The sequence below is a fragment of the Methylobacterium organophilum genome, from assembly GCF_022533465.1.
GTDB classification, from domain to species: Bacteria; Pseudomonadota; Alphaproteobacteria; order Rhizobiales; family Beijerinckiaceae; genus Methylobacterium; species Methylobacterium organophilum.
Genome location: NZ_CP092848.1, coordinates 4,695,101 through 4,708,234, shown reverse-complemented (window position 1 = coordinate 4,708,234; position 13,134 = coordinate 4,695,101). Strand labels below are relative to the sequence as shown.

Below are 13,134 nucleotides of genomic sequence, written 5' to 3'. Positions count from 1 at the left end.
ATCTTACGCGGGAGAAGGCGAGGGAGTTCAGGGACGCTCTTGCCCGGGTGCCGACACGCCTCCCTGCGGATCTCCGCCGGCTGCCAATGCGGGTCCTCCTGAAGCGGGACCTCAAAGGCTACCCAACCCAGCACGCCGCCACGATCAACAAGACGCTGAACATCCTGTCCGCCATCGTCAGCCACGCGGAGGCAGCCGGCAGCCTCGACACGGTGCCGGGCTTCAAGAACCCATTCGGCAAGGGCATCAAGCTGGTGGTGGATGCGAGGGCGGAGGAGAAGCGGCAACCCTTCAGCGCGACCGACCTCAAGGCCATCTTCAGCACGGGGGTCTATCAGAGCGGCGAGCGGCCCCGCGGAGGGGGAGGGGAGGCAGCCTTCTGGCTTCCGCTGATGGCCCTCCTGTCTGGCGCACGGCAAGGCGAGCTGGCGCAGCTCCGCGTGATGGATTTGGCGCAGGACGCTGAGACGGGCGTCTGGCACCTCGACATCGGGACGGCCGGAGGGCGAAGCATCAAGACGGCCTCCTCCCGGCGGAAGATCCCCCTGCACCCCGAACTGGAGCGGATCGGCCTGCTTCGCTACCGGCAGTCGCTGCTTGATGCCGGCTCAAAGCCCGACAGCCCGCTGTGGCCACACGTCGAGGCCGACAGCGAGGGGCGGCAGAATGGGCCGTGGTCGAAGTGGTTCAACCGATACCTCCGCGACAAGACAGGCATCGAGGACCGGACCAAGGTGTTTCACTCGTTCCGGCACACCTTCAAGGAGCTGGCGCGGGCCGCCAAGCTGGCTGAGGATGTGCACGATGCGCTCACAGGGCACACCGGGGGCGGTGTCGGGCGGCAGTACGGCGGGTTTGGTCTGAAGGTCCTAGCGGAAGAGCTGGCGCGGATCGAGGCGCCCGACGTGGTGCGGGGCTTACGGACGGAGTACTAGCTTGCGAGAAGCGGGAGCCGTTGAACGCTACTGCCTTCCCCTCACGATAGCATCCCGCAACTCAACCAAATCTTGGTCGAACTTGAATTCGCTATCTGCTGATATTTCTTTGAAACTGCACGCTCTGAATGTTTTAGACCCCGTAGGGCCAGAGAATGCACAATATTCAAACTCGCAGTTATCAAAACTTGAAATCATCAATTCATGAAATCTAACACTTGAATATCCAACGCTGCAATTATTGAACTCTGCACCAGAAAGTGACGAAATCGACGCCGAGTAGATGCTGCATTCGATGAACTTACACTGCATGAAGTCGTAATCGTTCAGCTTCAAATCACCAATGCCGCACCCTCTCAATGTTATATCACCTACATGAATTGATTTTGGAACTTCTCTCGATGCTATCGCGGAAAAGGCGTCGATAAAGTCCGCCTGAGACTTTACTGCTGCCTTCTCGTTATCCTGCGATCTCGCCCTACAAAACGACGCCAAAACCGCAAACGCTTCATTTCTGTATCGATGTTGTTTATTACTTGCAATCTCGCGCAAAATTGCGATGCCCGCGACACGAACAGCTAATCCGTCAGCTTGGAGCATTTCGGCTCCCTTTTGGAGCCGATCAGCATTCGCCCCTGCCTCAGCTAATGCAATCTGCTGCTGAAGACCCCTGATGTTCGGTCCCGCAGAGTGGTGGTACGACTGATGGCGCATGGAGGGACGCGCTATGGGACAGGTTCTCCACGGCAGCGCCACGACGACTGAGACGGTCCGTCGGGCAATCCAAGCTCGTCAAGAGAGCGTAAGGGCCGCCGCCAAGCGCTACGGCATCAGCGCCACGACGGTGCAGAAGTGGCGCTCACGCCAGACCAGCACGGATGCACGGATGGGGCCGAAGGAGCCCCGCTTCAGCGTGCTGAGCGTGGAGGACGAGGCGGTCATCGTCGCCTTTCGACGGCATACCCTGTTGCCACTGGACGATTGCCTCTACGCGTTGCAGCCGAGCCTGCCGCATCTGACCCGCTCGTCGCTGCATCGCTGCCTGCAGCGTCACGGCATCAGCCGCCTGCCGGATGTTGACGGCGACAAGCCCAAGCGCTCGCGCTTCAAGGCCTACCCAATCGGCTACTTCCACATCGACATCGCGCAGGTCAGCACCGAACAGGGCAAGCTACACCTGCTCGTGGCCATCGACCGCACGAGCAAGTTTGCTTTCGTTCAACTGCATGAGAAGGCGACGCAGCGGATTGCGGCAGCCTTTCTACACGATCTGGTCGCCGCCGTGCCGTACACGATCCACACGGTGCTGACGGATAACGGCATCCAGTTCGCCGACAATCATCCGGTGGACGAGGAGGCCGAGGCCAAGGCGGCCGCCTACTGGGCGACCCAGGATCGGCCACGCATCTACCGCTGGCACTCATTTGAGTGGGCCTGCGAGCAGACGAAGATCGAGCATCGCCTGACCAAGCCGCGCTGCCCGTGGACGAACGGCCAAGTCGAGCGCATGAACCGCACCATCAAGGACGCCACGGTCAAGCGCTACCATTACGCCAGCCACGACGAGCTCCGGCAGCACCTGCAGCTGTTCGTGGATGCCTACAACTACGGCCGCCGGCTCAAGACCCTGCGCGGCCTCACGCCCTACGAGTTCATCTGCCAGACCTGGACGAAAGAGCCAGAACGCTTCAGGCTCGATCCGTCACACCACATGCCGGGACCAAACAGCTAAGCTGTGCTTCACCGGTTGCAGCTTGGCGATGAGCAGTCCAGCTTCGCCAAACGGCGAGCGGCAGGCCGATTATGCCTGCAAGGAGTAATCCGAGCTGATATGCGATCTGGACAGCTTCCACACCTGACTTTCCGGACGAAATCGCGAAGACAATCACCAGGACAACTGCTATCAGGACAGCTGTTGCACCACAAACTACAATATTTGGAGCGCCGATTGTCGTTATCATTCGGCGAATTCGTTCTATAACCACGAAAACCCCTAGAGCAATCTGCGATCTATGCCGCTCTTCGGAGCTATAAATCACGGCTTTCCTCTCTGCACCACCCGCAGCTTCATCATTCCGGGCGGCATGTCAGGCGGCTGCGGGCGGCCGGCCTCAAGATCCGGGAAGTGGGCCTTGCACTTCGGCACGTACTGGCTCTTGGCCCGGGGGTGCCGCTCATCGAGCCACGGGCAATCGAAGGCGATGCGCAGAAGCACGTTCTCCAGCGGGGTCTCAGGGCCAAGCCGCGCGGCCAACCTGGCAAGCCAGCAACGGTGAAGGCATCGCTGGCTCCTTCACCGGTCAACGCTCCAGCCACCGTCCTGTCGCAACACCACCGGGCACGGCTCTAGTTGACCGAGCGGCCCGTAGTGGCGGCGCTCAGCTCGGAAGACCGCGGGGAGAGGATGCTGTCTCCGGTCTGCCAGGTCCGCACGGCATCCCGCCAAGCCTCATGCACCGAGCCGGCCATGTAGCCGTACTGCCGGGCGTTGGCCGCCACCCGCACCCGGTCGCCCTGGATCGCCCCGCCAATCATCCGCTCCAGAGGCCGGGCTCCTAGGTCGTGGACTCATTCAGGTCCATGCGACGACACAGGAAACGAGCGCGACGGCGGCCAGATAGTTGCAAGACAAACGGTCATATCGGGTCGCGACGCGCCGCCAGTTTTTGAGATGGCCGAACAGGCGCTCGATCCGGTTGCGCCGCCGGTAGGCGATCCGGCTGTGCTTGTAGGGGACCGTCCGGGAGGCCGTGGACGGGATGGTGGCGATCACCTTGCGGCTCTTCAACCAATCCCTCAGGCTCTGTGCGTCGTAGGCCTTGTCGGCAATCAGGCGCTTGGGTGGTACGACGGCCTGTAACAGAGGCAACGCCATACTGATGTCGGCCACGTTGCCCGGTGTCAGGGTGAACGCAATCGGTCGGCCACGACCATCGGCCAAGCAATGGATTTTGCTCGTGAAGCCGCCGCGCGAGCGGCCGATGGCTTGGATCCAGGCCCCCCTTTTCCGCCGGATGCCGAGCGGTGTGCCTTCACGTGAGAGGCATCGAGCATCAGCTCCTCGGGGACAGGACCTGCGGCAGCGAGCCTGGCAAAAAGCCGCTGCCAGACACCGCGCTGAGACCACCTGTTGTAGCGGTTGTAGATCGTCGTGTGCGGGCCGTAGGCAGAGGGCGTGTCCTGCCAGCGGCAGCCGACCTTCAGCACATGTAGGATGCCGCTGATCACCCGCCGGTCATCGACCCGCGGCTTGCCCGGTTGACCGTGAGGCAACTGCGGTTCGATCCGCGCCCAGGCTTCGTCCGAGAGCCAGAACAGCCGTGCCATTGCGATCCTCCTACGCAGGAAGCCCCATACCCAGGAAGAAAACGCAAGAGAAAGCAATTGGTTGTATGAGTCCCCTACCTAGGCCGACGCATACCGGCAAATCCTCCCAGAGCGCGGCCGCCGCGGCGGCAATCCGGCCGGAAACGAACGAGCCCGCCGCGGCGAACCGGGCGGGCCGACATGGCAGGGCTTGGGACGGCTTTGGCTTACCGGCGGCGGAAGCGGCTCTGCGTGACCGTCGTCGTGTTGCCGCCGACCGTCTTGCTCTCGTGGTGGTAGTCCACATGGGTCGCGCCGTTGCCGATGCCGCGCTTGATGTCGTTGAACATGCGGTCGAGGTCTCCGAACGCCGAGCGGGCGCCGCCATGGACCTGATCGAGAGCGTCGTCGGAAAGAAGAACGGGCTGGGCGCCGATGGTCTGATCGGTGGTCATCGCGGTCATGTCACGGTGGGTCATGGGAAGATCTCCTGATGTCGATGCGACGTCTTGCTGGCGTCTGTCGTGATTGACACCGGATCGCCCCGGCTTGGCTGTGTTCGGGAGCACGTGGCCACGCTTTGCCGCCGTGGCGATCCACAGGGACACTGGGGGCGCCGCCCGTCACCCAGCTGAACCCTTCAGCAGAGCCGCGGGTGAAGGCCGTTCTCCCAGGAGCGCGGCGTCGCATACGGCCCAGCCTGAACCGCTTCGCACTCAATGAGTGTCGAGCCTACCTTCTATGACGCACCCTGATCGGATAGCGCTCTCACCGTACAGCAAAGGCCGACCCTGCACTCGTTTTGAGCCTCGACTACCGCGTGGGAGCCAATCAGCATCTCCATTAGAATTTTATATTTTTATTATTCATCGTCATTTCCGCAATTCGAAAGGTGAGATCGTAAGATGAGAGGGAATCGCCGATGTAGCGGTCAATGGCGCTGATCCCGCGAGGCGTGAGGGTGATAGCCTTCCGGCCGGCTCCGATGCGCTCGACCAAATTGTGCGCTTCTGCTGCGACGATGACGTTGCGGATATGCGATCGCGAAACACCGAGGCGGTCCATCAATCCGGCGAAGCTCGTCTCCGTCACGGTTGAACACGGATCCTGGCTCTTGATGAGAAGCAAATTCATCAGGACAAGAGCCCCATTGTTCATCTGTGCAAATGGAAGAAGCGCGGCATCCTTCATGAGAAGCTGGGCGATGACGCTAAAAATCTTCAGGGCATTGCGGCGATGGGCGACATAGAACTCCTGGTCGCGCCGGACCGCGATACCATAATCGCTGCCTGGATAGAGCATCTGCAGAATATCGTAGTAGCTGCAGAGCCAATCGCGATCCCATGTCAGCATCTTCTCCGTCGGCTGGAGGAATCGCAGGCGCCCGTCGGCGGCCGGGCGCTCGACGGTGACATGTCCGGTCGCCATCACGCGGGCGATGAAGTCGTCGAGCTGGCGAGGACTGGAAAGACCGATCAAGGCAGCCGCATCCTTGAACCGCTTGAGGGTTGGCCAGGTCGATCGGTCGTCGGCATCATAAGACGCGTGAAGGCTTACGATGACACCGATGGCCGCAACACGATACGCGGTCGACGGCCAATTGCCTGGAAAGCGGCGGACTTCGTAGTGCGACAGCATATGCGCAATGTAGATGGTCCGGATTCGCGCATAGTCCGGATGTGAGACGATCTCGCCAGTCGTCCGATGCTCGATATCGGGAATGAATCGGCGAAAGAGGCCGCTGTCGGTCGGATAGGGCTTCAAGGTCGTTCTACCTTTCGCGCACCTGCGCCGATTCATCGAGGCGGCCATCGGTGCGGATCGCGGATCCGGAATGCATGTTGGCGCGGAACGCGTTGCGTTTGGCGGCCGCAAGCGCCTCTTCCGGCAACACGCTGCGGGATTGCACAGGACGCTCGCGAGGCTGCTCCTCGGTGCCGAAGAAAATCCCCTCGCCCCGCGCGGGGGCTAGGTGCGTGAGCACGGCCTGCTTCAGTTTAGGCGCCAGCATCCTGTAGGCCGGTATCGACACGCCGCAGAACAGTGCAGCGATTAATCCGTACTCGATAGCGGTCGCACCTGCCGCGCTCGTCGCAAATGATCGGAATCGCATCGCAGCGTCTCGCCTCACGCAACCCGGGATGGTCACAGATCCAGTTGTCGAATCCACGTTCCGAGGGTGGAGCCGCCCTTCGATTGGTCAGGCCAGATCAACGGCTCGGCGGAGGCTTCCCGGGGCAGGAAACCGAACCGTTGCTTGAAGGCGCGGCTAAACGTTTTCTCGTTTGAGAAGCCCGTGGCATAGGCGACGCTCGAGACGCGGGGCCGGGGCCCACCGTCGTTTCGGGTCAGGAGCCGCATCGCCCGAGCGAGGCGCCGCTCACGGATGTAGTTCTGCACACCCTCATCCGCAGCGAACTGTCGGTACAGGGTGGCGCGCGACAGGCCGAAGCGGGCGCAGATCGTCTCCGCCCCAAGGTTGGGCGAGCCGAGATGATTCAGGATGAAGGCCCGAATTTCGAGGCTGGTCCGCCGCTCCGCCGCTTCGCCCTCCGTCGGGGTACCGGGAAGCGCGGTGCTGCAGAGCTTCGAGGCGGCTTCCGCGATGCCCGGCAGATGCGCGGCATCGATCTTCTCCATCAGCCCGACCGTCTCGCAGAGATAGGACGAGAGCAGTCGCGCGACCGGGTCCTGCGCCGCGCTGAAGACGCTCCCATGCAAGGCTTCGACCGCGCCAGCGCGGGGGGCCAGCCTGGCACGCGGCAGAAGGATGCTCGTTACTGAGACGGGCGGTGAATCCGTCTCGACCGGCTGCGCGAGATCATAGACCACGAAATCCGAGGGCCTCACCTCGACCTCGCGGTGCCGGGTGCGCAGCCGGCTCGTCCCCCTCCGGTAGAGCTGGATGAGCACGTGATCGATGCCCTGCTGCGCGGCCTTGCGCGCGCTGCGCTCGAGCTTCTGCGCCGGCGCCGACATCTCCCCGACGAGGACGTTCCCGAGATTGTAGCTGCACATCGACACCGTGCCGTCGATCTGCGTCCCGGTCAGCGCGGTCGCATCGAAGACCGGGGTGAGATGCTCGGCCCATGCTCGCCACGCGGCAACCGGATCGACGGGGGGCGTGAACCTATCGGCAGCGACGCTTGTCATGTCCCGGCCATGAATGCTTAACCGAGGCCCTTTTGCTCATAGCAAAAGCAGCGATGCTCATACGCGATTTAGGCAGACCAAAAGCACAGCCCAAGTCGAGCCAAGCAATATGCATGTCGATTATCTGTATGTTTCTCGACGTGCAATCGGGGCAAAATGTCAAATTTTGCGAGGATCTCGACGGCCTACCCTGAACTCGTTTGCGCGATTTTCCCACCAGCGCAGATGAATCCGCCTTAAGCATCGCAGCAATGAGACAAAATGCGATACTTTTGGTACTCAGAGCGATATTTGATTACTTTGAAGCATTCTCAGACATATATGAGATAAAACGCGATCAATACATCGCAATGGAGGCAGAGAAATTAGATTCTGAGTAATCTTGCCGATCTCTGATTGCCGTGTCGCCGAAGCGTTCGGCCTCAGCTCGATCGGATCTCACCATGTCATCCAGCATCACGCTCTCGGCAGCGACGCGGCAGAACCTGCTGTCGCTGCAGGATACGGCCAACCTTCTCGCCACGACCCAGACACGTCTCTCGACGGGCAAGAAGGTGAACTCGGCTCTCGACAATCCGACCAACTTTTTCACTTCGCAGAGCCTGACCGCTCGCTCGTCCGACCTCTCGGCACTGCTCGACGGCATGTCGAACGGCGTGCAGGTCATCCAGGCGGCCAACCAGGGCATCACCTCGATCCAGAAGCTTCTCGACAGCGCGAAGTCGACGGCCCAGCAGGCACTCGCCGACAAGACCGGCGGCAGCAGCGGCCTCACCGGAGGCTCGGCGGCCCAGACCGCCAAGGTGAATGGCGGCTCGACGCTCGCAAGCCTCGGCACGACCGCGAACGGCACCACCACCTTCGATCTGTCGAGCCCGACGAAGGACGCCTCGCTCGATATCTCGCTCGATGGCGGGAATACCAAGACAACGATCCGCCTCGACTCGAATTCGCTCAGCAAAGCGGGCCTCGACCTGACCAAGGTCACGAGCGACCAGCTCCTGAGCGCGATCAGCAATCAGATCTCGGCGAGCAGTGCGCTGAACGGCAAGGTCACGGCGAGCATCGGCACCGACGGTCGCCTCGCCTTCGCGACCACCGCCACGGGTGCCTCTGCCAAGCTCAGCGTGGCCGGCTCGGCCGATTCGACCGTCGATATCGGCTACGGCAAGTCGTCGATCCCACCGACCGCCGCCACGGTCACCGCCACCAACGCCCTCAGCGCCATCACCAATTTCGCGAACGGCGCCAGCGCGTCGCTCAGCGTCTCGGACGGCTCGAAGAACGTCACCATCACCCTCAACAGCGATTCGCTGCTCAGCGACGGAACCACCAAGCTGGGCAACGCAGCGACCGCGGCCAGCATCCAGTCCGCGATCCAGTACCAGCTCACGCAGGCGGGCTCCTCTGCCACCGTGAGCGTGGACGGCGCGACGAACAAGCTCGTCTTCACCTCGAGCGACACCGGCCCGGACGCGGCGCTTACCGTGACCGGAGGGGCCGATTCCACGATCGGCGGCGCCACGGGCGCCACCGGCATCGGCTTCACCAGCTTCAACAGCGCCGGCAGCACCTCCGTCGCGCCGACCGACCTGTCCGTGAGCAACGCCGTGGCCGGCACCGTCGCCGGCCCTGCGGTGACCAGCACCGGCGCCGCGGGCGTCACCGCCTTCGGCAAGGCTCTGCCGACCAGCGGTTCGATCACCATCCCGGCCACGCTGGACACCACCTTCAGCGTCGGGGGCCAGACCGTCACCCTCAAGGCCTCGTCACCGACGGGAACGGGCAGCGACACGCTTGCCACCCACTCGACGCTCACGGACGTGCTCGGCGCGATCAACGCCCAGCTCCACGCCGCCGGCTCGGCGGCGGCCAGCATCACCGCAGGCGCGGACAGCAGCGGCCACATCACCTTCACCGACGCCAATCAGGCGAATGCCGCGCCGACGGTGAGCATCACGGACGATTACCTCGGCCTGCTCTCAAGCCCTGCCTCGACGAAATTGACGGCCGCCTTCAACGGCACGACCTTTGATCTGACCGGCAACAAGGCTGCGGCCTTCACCATCAGCGATGCCAGCGGCAATACGAAAAGCGTCACGATCAACGCCGACTCGCCGAAGAGCGGTCAGGCCACGCTCGGGAACAACAACACCAACGCCGTCTCCTCAGCGGACGTGCTCGACTCGATCAATACGCAGCTCGCCGGCACGAAGTTCAAGGCGTATGTCGACACGGCCGGCAAGCTCAACTTCGTCGGCAGCGACCCGTCTGCCAGCGCTCTGACGATCAGCAACGCCTCGGACACGACCGGCGCAGCGGTTTTCGCGGACGTGGCAGCCGGCGCCGCCGGGACCCAGGCCTCGTCGAGCACCACGACGCAGAGCGCCCAGGCCACGGCGACGGCAGCCAACGCCGCGACGACGCTGAACGCCAACTCGTTCGGCACCGGCGGCCACACCACCTTCACGGTCAACGGCACTGCGGTCACCGTCGGCGGCGCCTCGCTGTACGATTCCGACCCTGCCCACACGCTCGCCTCGGATCCGAGCAAGCTGGCCCAGGCGGTCAACGTGGCCATGCAGGGCGCCGGCGTTACCGGCGTCACCGCGAGCCTGACTGGTGGCAAACTGGTCTTTTCCGCCTCCAACGGCGGCAGCACGCCACCGGCCATCGGCACCAACGGCGGTAGCAACACCGATCAGCTCGGCCTGTTCGGCACACCCGCGACGACGACGCTGACCACCGACCTCTCGACGAAGCTGGTCAATGGCAGCCTCGACCTGAGCGGCGGCAAATCCTCCAGCTTCAAGGTCAGCGGAACGACCGTGACCGTCAGCGCGACGGCAACCGACGGAAATGGCGGCTCCGGGACGCTCGGCACCAGCGCAACGCTCGCCGCGCTCGCGAAGTCGGTGAACGCGCAACTGAACGGCACCGGCTACTCGGCCTACATCAACAGCCAGAACAAACTGACCTTCGTCTCGGCCGACAGCCAGTCGGCTCCGCCCGCCATCACGCCGACGGCCGCGGGATCGACCGGCCTGACGGATGCGCTCGGACTCGGCCTCGGCACCGCGGCCTCGACGACCGCCGGCACCGCGGCCGCGTTCAATGGGAACGGCACCATCGACCTGTCGGCCGGCAAGTCCAGCACGTTCAACATCGGTGACGGCACCAACAGCACGACCGTCACGATCAACCAGAACAGCACCACGGACGGCACGACGCCGATCGGCGCGAACGCTACCAAGGCGCAGGTCGCCGCAGCGATCCAGTATCAGCTTAACAACGCAACCTCCAACGGCAACCCGGCGCCGGTGAAGGCCACGGTCTCGTTTGACGCGGCCAGCGGCAAGCTCACCGTGACCTCGCAGGCGGTCGGCAGCCAGGCGAAGGCCACCCTGTCCGGGATCAGCGACACGGCTCAGCTCGGTGTCGGCAGCACCGTGACAACGAACGGCACCTATACGCAGGGAACCGGACAAGCCGCCATTGCCACGACGGCCACGGGCTCTGCAGCCACCGACGGATCCTCGCAGGCCTCCATCGTCGGGACCGACCAGAGCGCGTATCCGACCCGGGACTTCAGCGGTACGAAGGACGCGTCCTTCACGCTGAAGCTCGGCGACGGCCCGATGAAGATGATCAGCTTGAACAGCAGCACTTTCGGAAGTTCTGCGACGACCAGCCAAAGCGCCATTGCCAAGGCGATCAACGACCAGATCGCGGCCGATACCGGGCTCGCCGGCAAGGTGAGCGCGAGCTACGTCAACAACAAGCTCGTGATCTCCACCACGGCCTCAGGCTCCAACCAGAAGCTCGCCGTCTCGGCAGCCCAGGCGACATCGGGCGGCGTCGGCGCGGTCGATATCGGGTTCGGAATCTCAGGACAGGGAGCGACCGCCCAGACGGCCAGCGGCACCGACGTCGGCGGCAGCAAGGGCATCAGCTCGGCCCGATCCTCGCTGGCCGCCCAGTACAACCAGATCCTGCAGCAGATCTCGCGGCAGGCACAGGACTCGGGCTATAACGGCGTGAACCTTCTCTATCGCGACAGCAACAACGCTGCCGACAACACCCTGCACATCACCTTCAACGAGAAGAACACCTCGGCGCTCGACATCCAGGGCGTGAGATTCGACGCGACGGGTCTCGGTCTCGATGCCGTCTCCGGCAACTTCCAAACCGATACCGAGATCACCGCGGCCATCGACTCGCTCAGCACGGCCACCAGCCTGTTGCGGAGCCAGTCCTCAACCTTCGGCTCCAACCTGATGGTGGTGCAGAACCGTCAGGACTTCACCAAGGCGATCACCAACATCCTCGACACGGGCGCAGCGAACCTGACGAATGCCGACCTCAACGAGGAGGCGGCGAACTCCCAGGCGCTCTCGACCCGCAACTCGCTCGCGATCTCGGCACTGTCGCTTGCCAACCAGGCCCAGCAGGGCATCCTGCAACTGCTGCGCTGAAGTCTCCGGGGAACCGGGACGGATGGCTGTCCCATCCGTCCCACTCCTTCTTTCCCGCGGCCGCCCCATCGGCCGCGGGCATATAATCCCGGGATGGGTGTAACGGGTCGAGGGCCTCGGCAGCCTGCTACGACTACTCCGGCGGCGCGCGTTGCAGAACGGCCCGGACGCCTGCAACCTGCCAAGCGCTCAACCACCAGCAACTCGTCTTGCCGCTGCAGCCCGGCAGGTGCTTCCGTTATAGGCCGGCACGCAGCCCCAAGATGAGGCCCGTCAGCGTCACCCGGCGCGCAGCCGGACGTTTCGGGAGGGCGGCCTCTTTCCCACTCAGGCCAGTCAGGTCCCGCGCCAACACACACGTGCTCGAAGCGGCGCTGGAGATGTTGAGGGCGCCTCCCGCACCGGCGGCTTGGTAGTGGGCCAGCGTCCGCCCCCTCCGGCCAAATGCCCGTGATCCGTTGTCAGGACGACGCAGTTCGAGAGATAGAGGCAAAGAGGGCTTGGCAGCATTCGCCGGGCACTGCGGGAATCCAGCGCATGTCCAAACCCGTAGTGGTCCCGAGCATGATTGAACCGACAAGCCACGTCGAGCTCGATCGGGCCTTCGAGTTCTGGCAGAGCACGGCGCTTGCACGATTCGGCGATGTCGATCGCCAACATCCGCGCGAGCCGTTCTCGGCCAAGCGCCTCACCGTCGCTATGCCGGACTGGATCCTGACGCACACGATCAGCAGCCCGATAGGGCTGGATTTCAGGGCCTGCCCCATCGATCGCAACGCCCGCGACATGGTGGTGATCGGCCCGGGCAACCTCGCCTACCGGCGCCTGGCGTCGCCGCGCCACGACGCGCGGACGGTCGCGACGATCGCTTATGCCTGCGGGTTCACCGATATCCCGACCTTCAACCGCGCCTTCCGCCGACGCTTCGACCTCTCGCCGCGCGACCTGCGGGCGAGCCGCGCCTGATCGCTCGCCCGCGGGTCGCAGGGCGAGGCGCGACCCACGGATATATTCGTTGTCGATCCGTCTCAGGGCCGCGCGAGGCCGCCGCGCCGGATACTGCGCGGGGCAATAGAATCGGTCGAAGGCGCCGATCGCCGGGATTAGGGACATCTCGGCCGATAGTCCATTTTTGTTCAAACCAAATAAATCACTCGCTTACAAATATTTTTATTTTCCACCGCAGCAGCGCATTGACTCAAGCAAATCTTGCATGCTTTTAAGTCATTCTAAAGAGATTTCCGGGAAACGTTTTGCCGGCAGAT

The 13,134-nt window shown here is 63.3% G+C and carries 11 protein-coding genes and 1 pseudogene; 4 read left to right on the top strand and 8 right to left on the bottom strand.

Features of this window, described 5'->3' with window-relative positions:
* Positions 1-86: 86 nt before the first annotated feature.
* On the top strand, positions 87-935 hold the full coding sequence (locus MMB17_RS22245) for a site-specific integrase (protein WP_241100309.1): 849 nt from the start codon (positions 87-89) through the stop codon (positions 933-935).
* 27 nt (positions 936-962) lie between these two features.
* On the opposite strand, the gene MMB17_RS22240 is transcribed toward MMB17_RS22245, so the two are convergent.
* Complete coding sequence (locus MMB17_RS22240; protein ID WP_241100308.1) at positions 963-1,535, bottom strand: hypothetical protein; 573 nt, start codon at positions 1,533-1,535, stop codon at positions 963-965.
* Positions 1,536-1,662: 127 nt separating this feature from the next.
* On the opposite strand from MMB17_RS22240, the gene MMB17_RS22235 reads away from it, so the two are divergent.
* Positions 1,663-2,667: an IS481 family transposase gene (locus MMB17_RS22235; protein WP_241100307.1), complete on the top strand. Its 1,005-nt coding sequence runs from the start codon at positions 1,663-1,665 to the stop codon at positions 2,665-2,667.
* Positions 2,668-2,970: 303 nt separating this feature from the next.
* Here MMB17_RS22235 and MMB17_RS22230 read toward each other — a convergent pair whose 3' ends face one another.
* The 7 genes and pseudogenes from MMB17_RS22230 to MMB17_RS22200 all read right to left on the bottom strand — a co-directional run bounded on the left by MMB17_RS22230 (position 2,971) and on the right by MMB17_RS22200 (position 7,259).
* Positions 2,971-3,150 carry a hypothetical protein gene (locus MMB17_RS22230; protein ID WP_241100306.1) on the bottom strand — a complete coding sequence of 60 codons (180 nt, stop codon included), beginning with the start codon at positions 3,148-3,150 and terminating at the stop codon, positions 2,971-2,973.
* A 131-nt stretch (positions 3,151-3,281) separates the two neighbouring features.
* A complete protein-coding gene (locus MMB17_RS22225; RefSeq protein WP_241100305.1) occupies positions 3,282-3,470 on the bottom strand; it encodes a hypothetical protein in 189 nt (62 codons plus the stop codon).
* Positions 3,471-3,507: 37 nt separating this feature from the next.
* Positions 3,508-4,262, bottom strand: a pseudogene (locus tag MMB17_RS22220) (IS5 family transposase).
* A 206-nt stretch (positions 4,263-4,468) separates the two neighbouring features.
* Positions 4,469-4,720, bottom strand: a complete 252-nt coding sequence (locus MMB17_RS22215) for a hypothetical protein (protein WP_241100304.1) — start codon at positions 4,718-4,720, stop codon at positions 4,469-4,471.
* Positions 4,721-5,084: 364 nt separating this feature from the next.
* Positions 5,085-6,005, bottom strand: a complete 921-nt coding sequence (locus MMB17_RS22210) for a hypothetical protein (RefSeq protein WP_241100303.1) — start codon at positions 6,003-6,005, stop codon at positions 5,085-5,087.
* A gap of 7 nt (positions 6,006-6,012) precedes the next feature.
* Entirely contained in the window at positions 6,013-6,354 is a 342-nt protein-coding gene (locus MMB17_RS22205; protein WP_241100302.1) for a Flp family type IVb pilin, read from the bottom strand.
* Between the two features lie 32 nt (positions 6,355-6,386).
* Complete coding sequence (locus MMB17_RS22200) at positions 6,387-7,259, bottom strand: helix-turn-helix domain-containing protein (RefSeq protein ID WP_241102265.1); 873 nt, start codon at positions 7,257-7,259, stop codon at positions 6,387-6,389.
* Between the two features lie 578 nt (positions 7,260-7,837).
* Between MMB17_RS22200 and MMB17_RS22195 the strand changes: the two genes are divergently transcribed.
* A complete protein-coding gene (locus MMB17_RS22195) occupies positions 7,838-11,869 on the top strand; it encodes a flagellin (RefSeq protein ID WP_241100301.1) in 4,032 nt (1,343 codons plus the stop codon).
* Between the two features lie 444 nt (positions 11,870-12,313).
* Entirely contained in the window at positions 12,314-12,835 is a 522-nt protein-coding gene (locus MMB17_RS22185; protein WP_241100300.1) for a helix-turn-helix domain-containing protein, read from the top strand.
* Positions 12,836-13,134: the final 299 nt, after the last annotated feature.

Coding starts and splice junctions, on each gene's coding strand:
- MMB17_RS22245 (WP_241100309.1), top strand. CDS start 87: ATGCGGGTCCTCCTGAAGCGGGACCTCAAAGGCTACCCAACCCAGCAC.
- MMB17_RS22240 (WP_241100308.1), bottom strand. CDS start 1,535: ATGCTCCAAGCTGACGGATTAGCTGTTCGTGTCGCGGGCATCGCAATT.
- MMB17_RS22235 (WP_241100307.1), top strand. CDS start 1,663: ATGGGACAGGTTCTCCACGGCAGCGCCACGACGACTGAGACGGTCCGT.
- MMB17_RS22225 (WP_241100305.1), bottom strand. CDS start 3,470: ATGATTGGCGGGGCGATCCAGGGCGACCGGGTGCGGGTGGCGGCCAAC.
- MMB17_RS22215 (WP_241100304.1), bottom strand. CDS start 4,720: ATGACCCACCGTGACATGACCGCGATGACCACCGATCAGACCATCGGC.
- MMB17_RS22205 (WP_241100302.1), bottom strand. CDS start 6,354: ATGCGATTCCGATCATTTGCGACGAGCGCGGCAGGTGCGACCGCTATC.
- MMB17_RS22200 (WP_241102265.1), bottom strand. CDS start 7,259: ATGTGCAGCTACAATCTCGGGAACGTCCTCGTCGGGGAGATGTCGGCG.
- MMB17_RS22195 (WP_241100301.1), top strand. CDS start 7,838: ATGTCATCCAGCATCACGCTCTCGGCAGCGACGCGGCAGAACCTGCTG.
- MMB17_RS22185 (WP_241100300.1), top strand. CDS start 12,314: ATGCCCGTGATCCGTTGTCAGGACGACGCAGTTCGAGAGATAGAGGCA.